Source organism: Variovorax sp. J22R115 (assembly GCF_030317005.1).
Classification (GTDB): domain Bacteria; phylum Pseudomonadota; class Gammaproteobacteria; order Burkholderiales; family Burkholderiaceae_C; genus Variovorax.
In genome coordinates this window covers 36,970-53,404 of the sequence record NZ_JASZYM010000006.1, presented here as the reverse complement: position 1 = coordinate 53,404, position 16,435 = coordinate 36,970, and the positions used below count along the sequence as shown (strand labels likewise).

The following is a 16,435-nucleotide window of genomic DNA, read 5'->3' as shown; positions in this document are numbered from 1 at the left end:
TTGCCCCACGTCCGAGACATCGGCGCCTCAGCGGTTGCTTGGGGTGCGCGCCCCGAGAATCATCTCGGTGAGCCAGGCGGACAACAGGCCGTCGTACGTGCGCTGGCTTCGCTCGTCGGTCAGGCCATGATCTGCACCCTGGATCGTGCGATGGGTGATTGATTTGGCGCGTTGGAAGGCGCGAACGTAGCTCGCGATGCATGGGCCAGGAACTAGCTCGTCGAATTCCGAGCCTGCGACGAACGCATCGCCTCGGAACGCCCGACACGCAGACAATGCGCGGTCCGAATCGGGCGGCCGGACTTGCTCCCGGTACGCGAGGATCGCAGCGCGGTCGAGTTGCTCCTTCGGCACGCCCCAGTCTTCGTCCGGATACAGGGCCGGGACCCTGAGTGCAAGCCATCTAACACTTCGCCTGCCACTTGCGACTGCCGCCAGATAGCCGCCGTAGCTGGTGCCGATCAGCGCCATGGATTTCGGGTCGACCGTCGCTTGACCGGCGAGCAAATCGAAAGCAGCCAAGACATCGCGCAGGTTGTCGTGCCGGGAGACGGACGCCTTCACATCTTGGCGTCGCCCATGCCCGCGCAGGTCGAAGGTCAGGCAAACGCAGCCGAGGGCCGCGAGGTCTTCCGCTCGGATTTGATAGTGGGCCTGGTCGCTGTCCCACCCATGGACGATGAGAACGCCCGGCAAGGTGTTCGGCGCGGCCACAAGCACCCCTTGCACCTCGTCCGTTCCGTCCACAGAGATCAGGACTTGCTTCAAGAGTGCGGACCGGGAGCGAAAGTGCCATCAAAACGCTCGGCAACCTCGCGACTCGACGGTGCAGGGTCAAGGCCCGAGCCGCGAAACGCCGCATAAAGCGCTCCGGAGATGTCCGAGGCCTTGAACAGCAGTGCGATCACCGCGCCCACCGAGAGCAGTCGCCAGGGCCTGAGGAGCACCAACATGGACCCCACGGAGGCGCTGTAGGTCACGAGCTTGCCGGGGTGTCGATGGGCGAATCGAGCCAGTCCGGGCTCCAGCAACTCCATCGCCGTACTGGCAGGGTGTTGACGCCACCACCGGCTGAGAAAGCCAGGCCTGGAACTCCCCAAGGATGCCCGAGGGGCCGGCAGGGCCTGCACTTCGGGCGTGCCGAGCGTGTCGTCGATCTGCCGGTAGCCCATGGCGGCCAGGAGTTCGGCCCGTGACAGGGCGAGTTTGTCCCTCGGAGTGAGGACCTGGAATGAATCATTCATCCTTCAATTCCTTTGCAAGTCGAATAAGCCGGAGATCGCGCTCGACTTCGTCGCGCACGTCCTGTATGTCTCGCCGAACCACGGACCGCATCGCCATGAGTCCACCCACCATCACGCAGAGCCATGCAACCGCAGGCACCGCCACCAAGACCCAGTGAAAGGTCCCTTGAAGAATCCCCAGCATGACGGCGACACCGGTGAGGCCGAGCGCCAGTACAAGTGCCATCGCAGCAGCTACTCCGGCCGCGGCCTGCACCAAAAGGCCTTTGCCGGCGTCAGCGGCCTCGCATTTGAGAAGCTCCCCATAGTTCGCCAGATGACGGATCAGGAGGTCAGGGCGCTTCAGCGCGGCTTTGAAGAGAGGATGAATCATTTGAAACCTCCAGAGCGATCGTGCCGAGCAATGCCGCGCCCACTGAGCCCCGCCAATTCGCAGCTCCAAGCGTCTCGGCTCTGCACAAGCGCGTGGAGCGGTGATAACGCTCCCGGGGTGGTTCGCGCTGTCATCCTGCCGATGCAGACGGTGTAGGCGATGCCGACAGGGCTGCGCACTCAGGGCCGGGGGTGCGCCGAGCGCACCGGGCGCACAAAGTCGGGATGGAAGGAGCGCTTGCTTCCATCGGCAAACTCGATATCGACTGCGAGCGCATCCGCAGTCAGCACCTGACCGACACCGTATCGCCGGACCCGTACCGTTGCCTCCGGTTGGAAACTGGGCGCCACGCGCACGGTCTCCACTGGTTGGGGCGCGGCCTTGGCTTGCTCCGCCAGCGCGGTGTGGACGGCGATGCGTCTGCAGTTGTCGCAGGTCGTGCAACGCGCCGCGGGGGCCTCGCCTTGGAGATGCGACAACAGCACTTGCCATCTGCACAGACCGGTTTGCGCATAGAACACCATGCCCTCGAGCGTGGCCTGATCCTGTTCTCGCTTTTCGCGGTAGTGGTCGAGCATGGCGCTGAGCGTGTCCGCCGCGACGGCCGGGCGAATGACGGTAAGACGACCGTCGGCAAGCTGGCGCACGATCCGCCGTTGCCGGAGCAGCGCCAACGCGACGTGAACCTTGGCACGAGGAGCATGCAGCTTGTCTTGCAACGCCTGCAGGGTCCATCCATTGGCACCGGGCGGCTCCGAGCGCAGGGTTGCATAGACCTCATCCAGTTCCTTCGCATCAGGATAGCGCCCGGTCAGAAAGAACTGTTGCACCGCACGGTCGCGCCGATGAAAGAGCAGGATGCAGTCGGCCGGCGCGCCGTCGCGGCCGGCGCGACCCGACTCCTGGTAGTAACTGTCCAGCCCGGACGGCATCTGGTAGTGAAGCACGAAGCGGATGTCCGGCTTGTCGATGCCCATGCCAAAAGCGTTGGTGGCCACCATGACGCGCGCCGCGCCGCTCATGAAGGCGTCCTGCGCCTGACGCCGTTGCGCGCCGCCGAGCCTCCCGTGGTAGATCGCCACCGACTCACCGCTCGCATGGAGCGCTGCGTGCACTGCCTCGGCTGACTTGATGGTGGCTGCATAGACGATGCCGCTGCCGACGATGTCCTTGACCAGGGCGATCGTGCGCTCGTGCTTCCGGTCCTCGGTAGCGAGCTGCTCGACGGCGTAGCGCAGGTTGGGCCGGTAGCTTCCCGTGTCGAGGAGGCCGGCTTTCGGAATGCCCAGGCGCTCCATCACGTCGCGGGCCACCTCATCGCTGGCGGTGGCCGTCAGCGCCAGAACAGGAGGGGTTCCGAGCGCCCGCCATGATGACCCGATATCGAGGAAGGCCGGTCGAAAGTCGTGTCCCCACTGTGAGATGCAATGGGCTTCGTCGATGACCAGCAGCGCGGTCGTAGCGTTTTGGAGGAGGGCGATAAAGTCTTCGTCGGCAAGCCGTTCGGGCGTGGTCAAGATGATTCGCGCCGACCCGTCTTCGATCGCCGCGTGCGCTGCCTTGATTTCTTCCGGCGGGCACTGGCTGTTGAGTTGGACAGCGCCAATGCCCAGCTGCCGCAGCTTCTCACACTGATCCTTCATCAACGCGATCAGCGGAGACACCACGATCGTGCGACCTTCAAGCAGAACCGCCGGCAGCTGGTAGCACAGCGACTTGCCGGCGCCCGTCGGCATCACGGCCAGCGTCGAATGGCCGTCGAGGACGCGGGCGATGACCTCGCGTTGCCCCGCGCGCAACCTGCGCAGGCCGAAGACCTTGCGCAAGGTGCGCGCCACCGCTTCGGTCGCGGCAGCGCTCGCCTGGCGTTCAGGCGCGCGCGCGGGCTTTGTCGGATTCGTCATCGTCATCTTCGGTCGTGGCGAGTCGGTCTGGCGACGCGGCGACGCGCCTTCGATGGATACGGTGGGGTCGAGCGCATCTTTGCCGCCTCTCGCTGATAGCGCTCGCCCGAGCGCGTCGAGCTCTGTACCGCGCGGGGCAGCCGGCGCGTGTTCACCTCCGGGGAGGTTGCTGTTTGCCATGGGCTTGTTCGTTGACGGGTGATCAGTCACTTTATGGAGAGCGTCGGCGCGCCTGCGTAGGCGCGCGACCACCGGCGCGTGTAGGCGGACGCGGCCCCAGATCAGCGCCGGCCATGCACCGACGAGAATGCTCACCTCGACGCGCCGCGCTAGACCCGCGCCCCGCTAGCAGCCGCTACGTGAGCCGCCGCAAATAGTCGTCCACGCTCGCCGAAAGTTGGTCGCCCTCGGGCAGGTTACCGTCCGGCGTGAAATGGTCGACCACATCCGGCAGCAGCTCGGACAGCCCGCTGCGCGCCTCGTCTTCGCCAAGGCCCGCCTGTTGCGCGATATGGCGCAGCTGATCGTGGCCGAAGACTTCGTCAATGGCCTGGGGCGGCAAGGCTTCGTTGGCACCGGTGGCGATCCAGGAGCCGGCCTGTCGACCATAGCCCTTCTGTGTGAGTTGACCGATCAGGTCACCGATGCCGCCCACGTCACTGGCCGCGCCGCCGCCTTGCCGGCTGCGCTGGCTCAGCATGTTGAGCACCACCGGCAGCAGCGCCATCAGCACCGGGCTCATTCCGCCGCCGGTCCGCTGGCCATCACGGCCGCGCAGCGCGTTGCCCGCCAGGCCGCCAAGGATTTGGGTAAGCAGGCCCATTGCGTTCTCCCTCAGCGGACGTGCCCGCGACGCACCAAGTTGACGATCGCCAGAAGGATCACGGCGCCGATGAGCGAGGCCAACAACCCCCGGATGCTGAAGTCGTTCTGGTTGAGCGTCGCGGCCCCGAGAAGCGGTGCCACGAGCCAGCCGCCGAGCAGCGATCCGACGATACCGACGATCACATTGAGGACCATGCCTTGCTGTGCATTCGTCTTCATGATCATGCTAGCGACCCAGCCAATCAGGCCACCCACGACCAGCCAGATGATGAGATTCATGACGCGCTCCTTGATTTTCAGGTAGGGGCAGCGTCGTGCCGCGGGCTCTGCATGCCTATAGGACAACACCTCCAAACTCGAGAGGAAAAGGGCCGGGCCCGCCCAAGGCCGCGCGGCAATGTGCGGCCAAGCGAGCCGCCGCCTACAACGGTTCGGCCCGACGGCCGATCAATGCGCAGGGCTGCAGGGACGATACCAGTAGCGTTGGCAGCAGCGCACCGCGCATCGGCCGAAAGCCACTCACATCAAGGAGACCATCATGGAAAGCAATTCATTGAGCCCCCCCACCGATACCGGCGACGCTCGAGAGAGCACCGAGGGATCATCCAACGCCGCGTGGAGCGATACGCGGGAGGCCGGACAGCCCAGCCAGGGTGGCCCAACCGGCGGTGGCGCCGACGACGCATCCATGCGCAAGGCCAGGGAGGACGCCGACACCTTCGGGCGAAAAGCGGCGGATGCGACCCAGGACTCCCTGCAGCAAGTGCAGGCCAAGGCGGATGGCGTGGTCCAAGCGGGCAAGGCCTATGCTCAGGATGCGGTCAACGCGGCCGGCAAGAAGATCGACAGCATGAAGGGCCAGGCCGCCGATCTGAAGCAGCGCAGCCTGCAGTTCGCCGCGCACGAGCCGATGAAGGCAGTTGCCTACGCCGCGGCCGGTAGCGCAGTGCTCACGGCGGTGCTGCTGTCGTGGATGCGCGGACGCCGCTAGCCGGCTCGGGCCGCTGATAGTCCCTCTGCTGCCGGCGCAGCTCCGATACGCTACAGGAGCGCGCGGCGTGCAGGGGCGGTGTAGTACCTGTCGACGTCATCTCGATAGGTATCGTCGTAGTTCGGTACGTCGGCAGCGGCATAGCGTGGCGCTCCCTCCAACCGGGCCTTGTCCAATGGCACAACGTAGCCGTCCCGATCGACGTCGTACCTCAGCATGGTCCAAGGAATCGGGTAGCGCTCGGTACCCATGCCCAGAAAGCCGCCGAACTCCATGACTGCGTATCGGACCTTTCCGGAAACCTTGTCGATCATCAAACCTTCGATGGTGCCCAGTTGATCGCCATCGTTGTTGTAGACGGCAGTTCCCTCGACGAGATCCGAAGAAATGACACGGTTGGAAGATGCGATGCTCATGAAAACTCCTGGGTGGCCGATACCGCTGGTGGCACGCGGTCCGCGAATGCAAAGCCCAGCGGACTCAATATCGGTCGAACCCCAGATCCCGCTGATCAGGCGGTAGACCTTCCTCTTGTAGGCCATGGCCCGGGGACTCGCACGCCGCAGACCGCGCCTTGAATCGAAGGGTGCATGCGCCGACCTACAGACGTTGAGGTCCCTCCCCCACACCGGGCCGCCGGCAGCTTCCTAAAGTGGATTGACTCAACCCCTGGGAGACATCATGAAGCTGAAACTCGTCACTGCGACCACGGCCCTCATTGGCCTGCTGGGCCTGGCTGGCGCAACCTTCGCGCAGACCACTGCGGTGCCCGCAGCGCCTGATCCTGCCAAGGGCGGGCAAGCGAGCACCAAGACGCCCGCTGGCGTCGCGAATCCGACCCAGCGTCCGGACGGAAGCAACCCTGCGCCACGGGAAGCGATCAAATCCGAAGCGCGCTCGGAAAACCGCAGTCCGGCGAACACGACCGTCCCCAAGGGCGAGCCCTCGACCATGACCAACAATCAGCCCAACGCTGCTCAGCCGACGGGGGCGATGAGCCGAACCGAGGTAAAGCCAAGCAAGATCGATCTCAAGCCGCAGGCGGGCGTGAAGGGCGAGCGGCCGGATGTGCCGACGAACCCGAAGGAAAAGACGGGCACGCCTCAATAGTGCGCCTTGCGCCCTGACGCCGTGGATGGCAAAAGTGTGGACCTACCAGCCAAGCGGAGGAGCAGGGTCGAATGTCACACGCCAGCGCCGCCCAGATTGTTCGGGAGCTGCTGGAGGGGCCCGTCACTCGACCTGCGTTGCTGCGATGGCGCAGGCAACAGTTCCTCGCGAAAGAGGGGACGGGCTTTTATTTCGGGGTGTTCGAGGACTTCATGACAGCCCGCCAACACTTGCCGAGGAACCCTGAATTCAACAACGAGGACCTGGCCGCCGAGTACGTCGAGCTTCGAACCCGGCAGGTGTTCGCGTACGACTATCCTGTGATGTGGTGGCTCGAAAAAGCCTTTCGTCAAGGAGCCAGAAGCGTGATGGACATCGGCGGTTCCGTCGGCGTGCACTACCACGCGTACCGCTTGTACCTCGACATGCCTGCCGGCCTGACATGGCAGGTCGTTGAAGTCCCGGCGATGGTCGGCATCGGCCGTAGGCTGGCGGCCGAGCGGGGAGCGACACCCCTGAGCTTCACCGATGATCTCAGAGAAGCAGTCGGCAGCGCAGATTCCGACATCTGGATCGCTGCGGGTGTTCTTCAGTACCTGGAAGACGCGCGACCGAAAGACCTGCTCACACGATGCATCAAGAGGCCTCAGCACGTGCTGCTCAACAAGCTGCCGCTCTACCGGGGCGGCGACTTCGTGACCACGCAAAACATCGGCGATGGCTGCTTTGCTCCCGTGCACGTGTTCAACGGCGATCGATTGATTCGCGAGATGGAAGCGCTGGATTTCACGCTTCGGGATCGGTGGTCGGTTCACGAGCGGTCCCTGTATGTGCCAGGTTACCCGGAGCGATCCTTCCCATCGTTCACCGGGCTGTATTTCGACGCCCGCGCGTGACATGACGCTCGGATCCATGAGCCGCGCGTTCGGCGCCGGGCGCGCCGCGCAGGAGGCCGCGATGGCCACCTCCGGCCTGCACGTCATCGTGATGGCCGTGCGCAACTACATCCTGCACCAGAGCGCGAACCAGGCCGGTAGCCTGGCGTTCTCGTCGGTGCTGGCAATGTTTCCGCTGCTGATCCTGGTCTCGGCCGCCGCCGGCTTCGTCGGACAACCGGGCGACGCGGCAGCGCTGGCCGACCGCGTCATGGGCTACGCGCCACAGGTGGTGCGCGATGCGATGCAGCCGGTCATCGCGCAGGTACTGGCTCAGCGCAACCAGACACTGCTGACCATCGGCGTGTTGGTGACGCTCTGGACCGCCTCATCGGGCATGCAAGCAGTGCGCACGGCGCTGAACCGCGCATACGGAATTCAGCGCGGCCTGCCGTTCTGGAAAGCGCGCATCAAGGTCACCGTGTTCACCGTCATCGTGGGCGTCGGGGTTCTCGCGGCGTTCAGTTCGGTGATCGTCGTGCCGTACGTGTGGCGGCTGGTAGAGACCCACACCGGTGCTGGGCCGGAGGCACTCTGGCTGCGCAACAGCGTGCGCTACGGCTCGGCCTTCCTGACGCTCACGGCGCTCTATGCGCTGCTGTACGCCTGGCTGCCCGACATCCGTCAACGGCTGCGCACCGTCATGCCCGGAGCCCTGGTCGGCGCGGCGTTGTGGGTGGCGGCTGCCGCCACCTTGTCGTACACGCTGCGCACCGCAGGCAAGCTGGCGCTGGTCTATGGCAGCTTTGCGGGCATGGTCGCGACGTTGGTATTCCTGTACATCAGCGCGACCACCCTGATCTTCGGCGCCGAGCTCAACGCAGTGCTGCGCGAAAAGGTGGCCCGGGCAGTGCCTCCGTCCGTCACGCCGGGTTGAAGCTCGCGCGCCCACCGTGGGTCCCCGGTCGCTCGCTACAACCCGAGGTTCAGCAACCGGTGGCGGCGAGGCCGTCGAAGACCTCAACAGCTGCGTCAGCGCGCGATCACCGTTTGCAGCGCCGCGACCAGCGCAGGCGCGCTCCAATCCCTTTCCCCCTCAGCCCAGACCCGTGGCAGCCCCACGGCATCGAACACGAAGGTGGCCGGCAATCCGCGCCCACCCCATGCCTTGAACACCGCCTGGCTCCGGTCCAGCAACACGGTGCCGGCGATCGGCACTTCGCCCAGAAAGCGCTGCACACGCTCGGGCATTTCACCGTGGTTGATGGCGATGAACTTTAGGCCGTGCGACGGGCCGAGGCGGGTGACCAAGGCGTTGAGCGTCGGCATCTCGACGCGACAGGGGCCACACCAGCTGGCCCAGAAGTTCACGAGCAGTGGCTGCCCCGCGAAGTCGGCCAGTGTGCGGCGCTGAGCCGTGAGCAGCTCGATCGCATCGAGCTTGGGAGCCCTGACGGGGCGCCACGGCGCCAGGGTGTTGTCGGTGACGACCGGCGCCTGCGCGGCAACCACGCCGACCGAAGCCGCCACCGCTGCTGCGGCGCCGCGCAGCAGCACCGTTCGGCGGCCCAGCATGGTGGTGCGTGGTGCGAGCGTCAGGCCGCGACGCGCGTGGACCCGATGCTGTAGCGGAAGGTGGCCGGGTCCAGGCTGTCGAGGCGACCCTGAGCGGTTTCGCCGTTGGGGTACATCAGGAAGCCGATCGGTCCTTGCTGGCGCGCGCCGGGGAGGCGCATGTCGTCCGCATGGTTGTAGCCCATCCAGTTCATCTCCCACGCGCCGAACAGCATGGCGTTGGCGGCGCGCACGCGCACGTCGGTGGCGGCCAGGCCTTCCTTGGTCTCCTCGAGCATGACCTTGCGCACGTCCGCCGGGTCCACCGGCACCCAGCCATGGCCTTGCGCATAGAACTCGGCGCGGCAATGCTGCGCCTTCGAGATGTCCCCGCTCTTGCCCATGCTCTTGTAGCCATGCGCCGAGTCGTCCACACGCACGCCGTACACGTCGCGCGCGGGCACGCCCGAGGCCCGGGCCAGCGCGACGAAAAGACCGTTGAGGTCGGCGCACTTGCCGCCAAGGTTGCCGCTGGTGAGCACGAATTTCACGTCGCCGGTGCCGCAGCCGCGCACGCTGCCTTCGCGGTGGCAATGGGCCACGATCCAGTCGTAGATCGCCTTCGCCTTCTCCATGTCGGTGCGCGCGCCGGCATCGGCCGTGATCTTGCGGGCGGTGTCGCCCACGATGCCGTCGGTCGGCTTCAGTGGGGTGGCACGCAGCCAGGGGCGAAGTTCGGCCGCGCTCGCGTTGATGGCGCGCGGCTCGGCGCCGAGGTCGGTAGCGCGGTCGCGCAGCGCCACGCGGTTGACCAGCGTGACCTGCTGCGGCACCGTGGCGTCGGTCCATTCGACCATCAGCATCTGCGCGTCCGCCGGGCCGCGCACGACCTTCGCCAGGCTGGCGCCCGGTGCGTCGAAACGCGTCTCCAGCAGGCGTTGGTACGCCGCTCCGCCGCTGCCGACGAGCTGTCGCGCCGGTAACGGCACCCAGACGCGGCCCTGGGTGGTGCGCTCGCTCAGGTCGATCCGGGTGGCGACGTCGTAAGCGCGCCAGCCGTCGTCCGCCGGCCGCTGCGCGGCGCCCGCCACCGAGGGCAGGGCGGCACCCAGCGTACCGAGCAGCGGCGTGGCGGCGGAGATCTGGAGAAAGTGGCGGCGTTGCATCGTGGGTTCCTCCGTGGAAGCGACGGTCAAAAAGCAGCCGGTGGACGGCTGCGCGGCCTGCACCTTGCCATGAATGCCATCATTTCACCATCCCCACTGTCACGGAACGCCGCCGGATCGATTGCCGTCGCAAATCCGATCGCGCTCTGACACCGGGCCAGTCCTCGCCCCCTCGGCGAGGCGCCCGGGCCTGTTTGAGCCCGCCTAGACCGCCGCAAGGTCGAACGGGAGCCCCAGACGGGTCCCGAGTGCGCGCAGCTCGGCCAGCAGGCCGGCGGGCAGCGGTATGCCCTCCTGGCGGCGTCGATGCTCGCACTCGGCCTGTCGCTGGCCCGGAGAGCGGGCGCCGGGCCCCGAGGCTTCCAGGTAGGTCTGCATCCATGCGCTCACGCTGCCATCGAAAGCATCCTGGCCCACCGCCAGCGCGGGGTTGATCACCAGTGCAAAGGCACTCACGCCGGCGGCCGAGCCGCGCGCGTCTCCAGACGCTGCCTGCTTGCCCGGCACCACGCCGTTGAGGCTGCCTGCCAGGCATTCCACCAGCATGGCGAGCCCGAGTCCCTTGTGACCCGCGATCGGCCGCATGGCGCCTTGCAGGGCCAGGGCCGGATCGGTGGTAGGCCTTCCGTCGGGCCCGACGGCCCAGTCTTCCGGGATCGAATCCTTGCCTTCACGCAGGGCTTGCGTCACGTGGCCTCGTGCGACCACGCTGTGTGCCATGTCAAACACCAGTGGCGGCCGTCCCACGACCGGCATCGCGAAGGCCATGGGATTGTTCCCGATCACCGGGCCATTGGCGCCCGGCATGGCCATGACCGGCGGCGTGCGTTGGCAGAGGATCGCGAAAAAGCCGCGCTCCGCTGCCGACAGGACGAAGCCCCCGAGCGCCGCGAGGTGGCCGGTGGACTGAATGCCGCACCCGACCAGCGCGCTGGTGCGCGCGGCGCGCATCGCCTCGTCCATCGCGAACGTGGCCACGACCTGGCCGAGGCCACCGTCCCCATCGACGTGCAGGAGGCCGTGACGCTGTTCCAGCCGCGGGGTGGCCCGCGCGTTCACTTCCCCGGCCGCGAGCTTGTCCACGTAGGCCGGCAGGCGCGCGACGCCATGGGTATCGATGCCACGCAAGCTCGTTCGCAGGAGGATCCTTGCTGTCAGCGAGGCAGCCCCCTCGGGCACGCCCTGTCGCATCAAGACGGCCGTGGACCAGCGCTGCAGCGCGTGGGCGGCGAATCGTTCGGGCGCGCGGGGGTTCATCAGCCGCGGGACGCAGCGACCGTTCCCCGGCATTCGCCAAAGCCGATGCGCCGGAAGCCTTCTCGCTGACAGTAGCCACGCAGGATCACGGTATCGCCGTCTTCGAGGAAGGTGCGCGTCTCTCCGTTCGCAAGCCGAATCGGCTTCCTGCCGCCATCGCTGAGCTCGAGCAGAGAGCCCCCTTGCCCTGCCTCCGGGCCGGACAAGGTGCCAGAACCGAAGAGGTCACCGGCGCGCAGGTTGCATCCGTTGACGGTGTGGTGCGCGACCATCTGCGCGACGGTCCAGTAGGCATCCGCGTAGTTGGACGTCATGAGCCGCTCGCCCGCTGCCCCGGCCTTCTGCATCGCAGCGGTCTGCAGCCAGACCTCGAGCTGGATGTCGATCGCGCCCGCTTCACGGTTGGCCGGCGAGTCGAGGTAGGCCAGTGGCTGCGGATCGCCTTCCGGACGGGCAAAGGCCTTGCGAAACGGGGCCAAGGCATCCATCGTCACGATCCACGGCGACAGGGTGCTGGCAAAGTTCTTCGACAGGAAGGGGCCGAGCGGCTGGTACTCCCAGCCCTGGATGTCACGCGCGCTCCAGTCGTTGAAGAGCGCCATGCCGAACACGTGCTCCTCGGCCGACGCCATCGGGATGCGATCCCCCGCGACGTTCGGCCTCGAGATGAAGATGCCGACCTCCAGCTCGTAGTCCAGCCGACGGCACGGGCCGAAAGCCGGCACCTCCGAATCGGGTGCCTTGGTCTGGCCCAGCGGCCTTGGAAAGCTGTGGCCGCTCACGAAGATCGACGAGGCCCGGCCGTGGTAGCCGATGGGCACCCACTTGTAGTTCGGCAGCAAGGGGCTGTCGGGACGGAACTGCCTGCCGACGGTCGTCGCGTGATGGATGCTCGTGTAGAAGTCGGTGTAGTCGCCGATCTCGCAGGGCAGGTCCATCGTGACGTCCGATTGGGACACCAGGGCGGCGCGGAACCTGGCCTCATGGGCGCCGCCATGGCGCAACCCCTCGGAGATCGCCTGCCTCAGGGCCTGACGGGCGTCCCGCGGCAGGCGCATCACCTGGTTCATCTGACCGTTCTGGACCAGGCCGACGCGGCGCAGGTCGAGCACCTGGTCGCCGATGGCGACGCCGATGCAGAGACCGTCGTCGTCTTCGCGCCGGAAGCGGCCGAACGGAAGGTTCTGGATCGGAAAGTCGGTCGCGGGGTCGTTGGCCGATTCGAGCCAGCTGTGCCGGTCCGCGTCGTGCGTGGTGTCGGTGGTCGGTGCCATGGCGGTCCTGCGATCGATCTCAGTCGGCCTGCAGCACGCCGCGGCGCACCTGGTCGCGCTCGATCGACTGGAACAGGGCCTTGAAGTTGCCCTCGCCGAAGCCGTCGTCACCCTTGCGCTGGATGAACTCGAAGAAGACCGGACCACCGAAGGCCGTCTCCGAAAAGATCTGCAGCAGCAGGCGCGGGCTGCCGCCCTCGGTGGTGCCGTCCAGCAGGATGCCGCGCGCCTGCAGCTCGGGCACCGGTTGGCCGTGGCCCGGCAAGCGCGTTTCGAGCATCTCGTAGTAGATGTCGTTGGGCGCGGTCATCAGCGGCACGCCGGCCAGACCGAGCTGGTCGATGGTGTCGATCAGGTTGTCGCTCAACAGCGCGATGTGCTGGATGCCCTCGCCGTTGAACTTCATCAGGTACTCCTCGATCTGGCCCGAGCCCTTGGCCGATTCCTCGTTCAGCGGGATGCGGATCTTGCCGTCCGGCGCGGTCAGCGCCTTCGAGGTCAGGCCGGTGTACTCGCCCTGGATGTCGAAGTAGCGGATCTCGCGGAAGTTGAACAGCTTCTCGTAGAAATTGGCCCAGAAGGTCATTCGGCCGCGATAGACGTTGTGGGTCAGGTGGTCGATCAGCTTCAGGCCGTGGCCGACCGGGTGGCGATCGACGCCTTCGAGGAACTCGAAGTCGATGTCGTAGATCGACTTGCCGTCCTCGAAGCGGTCGATCAGGTAGAGCGGCGCGCCGCCGATGCCCTTGATCGCGGGCAGGCGCAACTCCATCGGCCCGGTCGCGATCTCGATCGGCTGCGCGCCGAGCTCGAGCGCCCGGGCATAGGCCTGGTGCGAGTCCTTGACCCGGAAGGCCATGCCGCAGGCCGACGGACCGTGTTCCGCGGCGAAATACGCCGCCGGGCTGTTCGGCTCGCGGTTGACGATGAAGTTGATGTCGCCCTGGCGGTACAGCACGACGTCCTTGGAGCGATGCCTGGCCACGAGCTCGAAGCCCAGCTTTTCGAAGAAGGGCTCGAGGGTGTCGGGGGTGGGCGAAGCGAACTCGACGAACTCGAAGCCCATCAGGCCCATCGGGTTTTCGAACAGATCAGACATTGGCGTGCTTCCTTGGAAAGGGGTTGACAACTCATTCGACGAGCGTGAGCTCGGAGGCGTAGGTCGCGGCGCGCTGCGCATAGCTGGCCGCGCTCTCCATCAGGCGCGCGACGTCTTCGTCCGTCAACTGGCGCACCGCCTTCGCGGGCGCGCCGAGGATCAGCGATCGATCGGGAAAGACCTTCTTCTCCGTGACGATGGCCCCGGCGCCGACCAGGCAGTTGCGGCCGATGACCGCGCCGTTGAGCACCACGGCCTGGATGCCGATCAACGAACCCTCGCCGACGGTGCAGCCGTGCAGCATCGCCTGATGCCCCACGGTGACGTGGGCCGCGATGCTCAGCGGGAATCCGGGGTCGGCATGGAGCACTGCCCCCTCTTGGATGTTCGTGGCATCGCCGATGCGGATCGGCTCGTTGTCGCCACGGATCGCCGCGCCGAACCAGACGCTGGAGCGTTCGCCGAGCTCGACCTGTCCGATGAGATGGGCACCGGGCGCCACGAAGGCGGTCGCTGCGATGCGCGGGGCGTTGCCGCCGATGCGATAGAGGGCCATGAGAGGGTCCGCCCGGGGATCACTCGGCGGTGATGTTGGCCTTCTTGACGAGCTTGGCGTAGCGCTCCTGCTCGGTCTTGAAGAACTGCGCCGAAGCCTCGGGGGACATCGGATTGATGATGTTCTCCTGCTTGGCCATGGCGTCCTTGGTCTCGGGCGTGTTGAAGGCCGCGACGACCGCCGCATGCAGACGCTTGACCTCGGCCGGTGGCAGCTTGGCCGGACCGATCACGGCGAACCAGCCGGAAACGTCCACATCGGGGAACCCCTGCTCGGCGATCGTCGGCACGTCCGGCAGCGACGGAACGCGCGTCTTTCCCATCACGCCGATGGCGCGCAACGCACCGCTCTTGAGCTGGCCCTGCACCGCCGGCACTGCCACGACGCCCATCTCGACCTGGCCACCGATGATGTCGGCCACCATCGGCCCGACGCCCTTGTACGGAATGTGGCGCGCATCGACGCCGGCGGCGTCCATGAACATCGCGCCAGCCAGGTGGATGATGGTGCCGTTACCCGATGACGCGTAGTTGTAGCCGTCGGGCTTGGCCTTCAGCAGCGCCTGCAATTCCTTGGCGTTCTTGGCTGGCACCTTCGGGTTCACGACCAGCACGAAAGGCGTCGCGCCGACCACCGAGATCGGCGTGATGTCGTTGATGGCATCGAAGGGCATCTTCTTGAAGACGCTCGGATTCACCACGTGATTGTTGGACACCACGCCGAGCGTCTGGCCGTCGGCCGCTGCACGAACGACGACGCTGGTGCCGGTGATGCCGCCGGCGCCCGGCAGGTTCTCGATCACCACCGCCTGGCCGCCCAGGGCCTTCGTGAGCGACGGCGTGGCGGCCCGCATGATGGTGTCGACGCCGGAGCCGGCGCCCACCGGCAGCACCATGCGCACGGGTTTGTCAGTGGCCTGGGCCAGGCTGCCGGTCGCGCCCAGTGCAAGTGCGGCTGCGACGAACGCGGTCAGTTGGCGGCGTTGGATCTGGAAGGTCATGGTTTGTCTCTGTAGGTGTTGGATGGATTCGCGTCAGGCCGGAACGCGGCTGGACAGGCCGGCGAGGATCTCTTCGGTGTGCTGGCCGATGCCCGGCAGCGCATGCCGCACGCCGGGGCGACGGCCGCCCATCAGCAGCGGCAGCAGCACCACGTCCGTCGTCTCGCCGTCCTCGCACTCCATCGGCACCAGGCCGCCGCTGGCCTTCAGGTGCGGATCGTTGACCAACTGGTCGGGCCGCATGATCGGCGCGTAGGGGATGCCGGCCGCCTCGAGCTTGGGCGAGAGCTCTTCCACGCGGTGGTGCTTGAGGTTCTCGCCGAGCTTCGCGAGCAGGGCCGGGCGCACCGCCACGCGCAACGCGTTGTTGGCCAGCGCCGGGTCTGCCGCCAGCTCGGGCGCCTCGATCACGCGGCACAGCGTCAGGAACTGCTTGTCGCTGACCGCGCCGATGAACAGTTGCTCGCCATCGGCCAGCGTGAAGACGTCATACACGCTCCAGGCCGAGACGCGCGAGGGCATCGGCGGCGGCGGCTCGCCCGTCATCGCGAACTGCTGCATGTGCTGGGAGGAGAGGAACACGCAGTTCTCGAAGAGCGCGCTCTGCACCTCCTGGCCCTTGCCGGTCAGGTCGCGCTCGCGCAGCGCGGCCAGCACACCGATGGCGCCGAACATGCCGCCCATGATGTCGTTGACCGAGGTGCCGGCGCGCAGCGGCCGTCCGACCGGCCCCGTCATGTACGACAGCCCGCCCATCATCTGCACCACCTCGTCGAGCGCCAGCCGGTTCTCGTACGGGCCGGGCAGGAAGCCCTTGTGCGTCACGTAGATCAGGCGCGGGTACTTCTTGGACAAGGTCTCGTAATCGAGTCCGAAGCTGGCCATCAGGCCGGGCCGGAAGTTCTCGAGCACCACGTCGCACTGGCCCGCGAGCTCGGCGGCCGTGGCCCGTCCCTCATCGGTGCCGATGTCGATCACGACGCTCTTCTTGTTGCGGTTGAAGGAGCGGAAGAAGCCGATGCCCAGGCCCGGCAGCTTGCGGGTCTTGTCGCCGCCCGGAGGCTCGACCTTGATGACTTCGGCGCCGAGGTCGGCGAGGATCATCCCGCAGGTCGGGCCCATGACCATGTGGGTGAACTCGAGGACGCGGACGCCGGCGAGGGGAAGGGGAGCAGCGGAGGTCGTCATGGCGTGGGTTCTCGGTGTG

Annotated in this window: 19 protein-coding genes; 4 read left to right on the top strand and 15 right to left on the bottom strand. The window is 66.7% G+C overall.

The window, feature by feature from the left end; translation table 11 throughout:
- Positions 1 to 27 precede the first annotated feature (27 nt).
- The 6 genes from QTI04_RS11890 to QTI04_RS11865 all read right to left on the bottom strand — a co-directional run bounded on the left by QTI04_RS11890 (position 28) and on the right by QTI04_RS11865 (position 4,625).
- The gene (locus QTI04_RS11890) at positions 28 to 768 is read right to left on the bottom strand and encodes a S9 family peptidase (RefSeq protein WP_286615820.1); all 741 of its coding nucleotides are present in this window, start codon (positions 766 to 768) and stop codon (positions 28 to 30) included.
- A complete protein-coding gene (locus tag QTI04_RS11885) occupies positions 765 to 1,244 on the bottom strand; it encodes a hypothetical protein (protein WP_286615818.1) in 480 nt (159 codons plus the stop codon). The genes QTI04_RS11890 and QTI04_RS11885 overlap by 4 nt, the downstream gene beginning before the upstream one ends.
- Positions 1,237 to 1,617 carry a hypothetical protein gene (locus tag QTI04_RS11880; protein WP_286615816.1) on the bottom strand — a complete coding sequence of 127 codons (381 nt, stop codon included), beginning with the start codon at positions 1,615 to 1,617 and terminating at the stop codon, positions 1,237 to 1,239. Before QTI04_RS11880 ends, QTI04_RS11885 begins: the two co-directional genes overlap by 8 nt.
- A 179-nt stretch (positions 1,618 to 1,796) precedes the next feature.
- Positions 1,797 to 3,836, bottom strand: a complete 2,040-nt coding sequence (locus QTI04_RS11875) for a RecQ family ATP-dependent DNA helicase (protein WP_336621882.1) — start codon at positions 3,834 to 3,836, stop codon at positions 1,797 to 1,799.
- A 40-nt stretch (positions 3,837 to 3,876) separates the two neighbouring features.
- On the bottom strand, positions 3,877 to 4,344 hold the full coding sequence (locus tag QTI04_RS11870) for a YidB family protein (RefSeq protein WP_286615814.1): 468 nt from the start codon (positions 4,342 to 4,344) through the stop codon (positions 3,877 to 3,879).
- A gap of 11 nt (positions 4,345 to 4,355) precedes the next feature.
- On the bottom strand, positions 4,356 to 4,625 hold the full coding sequence (locus QTI04_RS11865) for a GlsB/YeaQ/YmgE family stress response membrane protein (protein ID WP_286615813.1): 270 nt from the start codon (positions 4,623 to 4,625) through the stop codon (positions 4,356 to 4,358).
- Between the two features lie 259 nt (positions 4,626 to 4,884).
- Between QTI04_RS11865 and QTI04_RS11860 the strand changes: the two genes are divergently transcribed.
- Positions 4,885 to 5,337 (top strand): hypothetical protein, encoded by a 453-nt coding sequence (locus QTI04_RS11860; RefSeq protein ID WP_286615812.1) that lies wholly within the window; start codon positions 4,885 to 4,887, stop codon positions 5,335 to 5,337.
- A gap of 50 nt (positions 5,338 to 5,387) precedes the next feature.
- On the opposite strand, the gene QTI04_RS11855 is transcribed toward QTI04_RS11860, so the two are convergent.
- A complete protein-coding gene (locus QTI04_RS11855) occupies positions 5,388 to 5,753 on the bottom strand; it encodes a PRC-barrel domain-containing protein (protein WP_286615811.1) in 366 nt (121 codons plus the stop codon).
- A 265-nt stretch (positions 5,754 to 6,018) separates the two neighbouring features.
- Between QTI04_RS11855 and QTI04_RS11850 the strand changes: the two genes are divergently transcribed.
- The 3 genes from QTI04_RS11850 (at position 6,019) to QTI04_RS11840 (ending at position 8,259) form a co-directional block, all read left to right on the top strand.
- Positions 6,019 to 6,447, top strand: coding sequence for a serine/threonine protein kinase (locus tag QTI04_RS11850; protein WP_286615810.1), 429 nt, complete (start codon positions 6,019 to 6,021; stop codon positions 6,445 to 6,447).
- Between the two features lie 71 nt (positions 6,448 to 6,518).
- Positions 6,519 to 7,343, top strand: a complete 825-nt coding sequence (locus QTI04_RS11845) for a methyltransferase, TIGR04325 family (RefSeq protein ID WP_286615808.1) — start codon at positions 6,519 to 6,521, stop codon at positions 7,341 to 7,343.
- Position 7,344: 1 nt separating this feature from the next.
- A complete protein-coding gene (locus tag QTI04_RS11840) occupies positions 7,345 to 8,259 on the top strand; it encodes a YihY/virulence factor BrkB family protein (RefSeq protein ID WP_286615806.1) in 915 nt (304 codons plus the stop codon).
- A gap of 95 nt (positions 8,260 to 8,354) precedes the next feature.
- Here QTI04_RS11840 and QTI04_RS11835 read toward each other — a convergent pair whose 3' ends face one another.
- From QTI04_RS11835 to QTI04_RS11800, 8 genes are all read right to left on the bottom strand, one after another.
- Positions 8,355 to 8,897 carry a TlpA disulfide reductase family protein gene (locus QTI04_RS11835; protein WP_286615805.1) on the bottom strand — a complete coding sequence of 181 codons (543 nt, stop codon included), beginning with the start codon at positions 8,895 to 8,897 and terminating at the stop codon, positions 8,355 to 8,357.
- 20 nt (positions 8,898 to 8,917) lie between these two features.
- Positions 8,918 to 10,042, bottom strand: a complete 1,125-nt coding sequence (locus QTI04_RS11830) for a transglutaminase-like domain-containing protein (RefSeq protein WP_286615803.1) — start codon at positions 10,040 to 10,042, stop codon at positions 8,918 to 8,920.
- Between the two features lie 204 nt (positions 10,043 to 10,246).
- Positions 10,247 to 11,299 carry an Ldh family oxidoreductase gene (locus QTI04_RS11825; RefSeq protein ID WP_286615802.1) on the bottom strand — a complete coding sequence of 351 codons (1,053 nt, stop codon included), beginning with the start codon at positions 11,297 to 11,299 and terminating at the stop codon, positions 10,247 to 10,249.
- Positions 11,299 to 12,573 (bottom strand): fumarylacetoacetase, encoded by a 1,275-nt coding sequence (fahA, locus tag QTI04_RS11820; protein ID WP_286615800.1) that lies wholly within the window; start codon positions 12,571 to 12,573, stop codon positions 11,299 to 11,301. Before fahA ends, QTI04_RS11825 begins: the two co-directional genes overlap by 1 nt.
- A 19-nt stretch (positions 12,574 to 12,592) precedes the next feature.
- Positions 12,593 to 13,672, bottom strand: a complete 1,080-nt coding sequence (gene hppD, locus QTI04_RS11815; RefSeq protein WP_286615798.1) for a 4-hydroxyphenylpyruvate dioxygenase — start codon at positions 13,670 to 13,672, stop codon at positions 12,593 to 12,595.
- A gap of 31 nt (positions 13,673 to 13,703) precedes the next feature.
- Positions 13,704 to 14,228 carry a gamma carbonic anhydrase family protein gene (locus QTI04_RS11810; RefSeq protein ID WP_286615797.1) on the bottom strand — a complete coding sequence of 175 codons (525 nt, stop codon included), beginning with the start codon at positions 14,226 to 14,228 and terminating at the stop codon, positions 13,704 to 13,706.
- 19 nt (positions 14,229 to 14,247) lie between these two features.
- Positions 14,248 to 15,228, bottom strand: coding sequence for a tripartite tricarboxylate transporter substrate binding protein (locus QTI04_RS11805; protein WP_286615796.1), 981 nt, complete (start codon positions 15,226 to 15,228; stop codon positions 14,248 to 14,250).
- Positions 15,229 to 15,261: 33 nt separating this feature from the next.
- Entirely contained in the window at positions 15,262 to 16,416 is a 1,155-nt protein-coding gene (locus QTI04_RS11800) for a CaiB/BaiF CoA-transferase family protein (protein WP_286615795.1), read from the bottom strand.
- Positions 16,417 to 16,435: the final 19 nt, after the last annotated feature.

Excerpts from the sequence above, each read along its gene's own strand:
- QTI04_RS11885 (WP_286615818.1), bottom strand. The coding sequence starts at position 1,244 with ATGAATGATTCATTCCAGGTCCTCACTCCGAGGGACAAACTCGCCCTG.
- QTI04_RS11880 (WP_286615816.1), bottom strand. The coding sequence starts at position 1,617 with ATGATTCATCCTCTCTTCAAAGCCGCGCTGAAGCGCCCTGACCTCCTG.
- QTI04_RS11870 (WP_286615814.1), bottom strand. The coding sequence starts at position 4,344 with ATGGGCCTGCTTACCCAAATCCTTGGCGGCCTGGCGGGCAACGCGCTG.
- QTI04_RS11865 (WP_286615813.1), bottom strand. The coding sequence starts at position 4,625 with ATGAATCTCATCATCTGGCTGGTCGTGGGTGGCCTGATTGGCTGGGTC.
- QTI04_RS11860 (WP_286615812.1), top strand. The coding sequence starts at position 4,885 with ATGGAAAGCAATTCATTGAGCCCCCCCACCGATACCGGCGACGCTCGA.
- QTI04_RS11855 (WP_286615811.1), bottom strand. The coding sequence starts at position 5,753 with ATGAGCATCGCATCTTCCAACCGTGTCATTTCTTCGGATCTCGTCGAG.
- QTI04_RS11850 (WP_286615810.1), top strand. The coding sequence starts at position 6,019 with ATGAAGCTGAAACTCGTCACTGCGACCACGGCCCTCATTGGCCTGCTG.
- QTI04_RS11845 (WP_286615808.1), top strand. The coding sequence starts at position 6,519 with ATGTCACACGCCAGCGCCGCCCAGATTGTTCGGGAGCTGCTGGAGGGG.
- QTI04_RS11840 (WP_286615806.1), top strand. The coding sequence starts at position 7,345 with ATGACGCTCGGATCCATGAGCCGCGCGTTCGGCGCCGGGCGCGCCGCG.
- QTI04_RS11835 (WP_286615805.1), bottom strand. The coding sequence starts at position 8,897 with ATGCTGGGCCGCCGAACGGTGCTGCTGCGCGGCGCCGCAGCAGCGGTG.
- QTI04_RS11830 (WP_286615803.1), bottom strand. The coding sequence starts at position 10,042 with ATGCAACGCCGCCACTTTCTCCAGATCTCCGCCGCCACGCCGCTGCTC.
- QTI04_RS11825 (WP_286615802.1), bottom strand. The coding sequence starts at position 11,299 with ATGAACCCCCGCGCGCCCGAACGATTCGCCGCCCACGCGCTGCAGCGC.
- fahA (WP_286615800.1), bottom strand. The coding sequence starts at position 12,573 with ATGGCACCGACCACCGACACCACGCACGACGCGGACCGGCACAGCTGG.
- hppD (WP_286615798.1), bottom strand. The coding sequence starts at position 13,672 with ATGTCTGATCTGTTCGAAAACCCGATGGGCCTGATGGGCTTCGAGTTC.
- QTI04_RS11810 (WP_286615797.1), bottom strand. The coding sequence starts at position 14,228 with ATGGCCCTCTATCGCATCGGCGGCAACGCCCCGCGCATCGCAGCGACC.
- QTI04_RS11805 (WP_286615796.1), bottom strand. The coding sequence starts at position 15,228 with ATGACCTTCCAGATCCAACGCCGCCAACTGACCGCGTTCGTCGCAGCC.
- QTI04_RS11800 (WP_286615795.1), bottom strand. The coding sequence starts at position 16,416 with ATGACGACCTCCGCTGCTCCCCTTCCCCTCGCCGGCGTCCGCGTCCTC.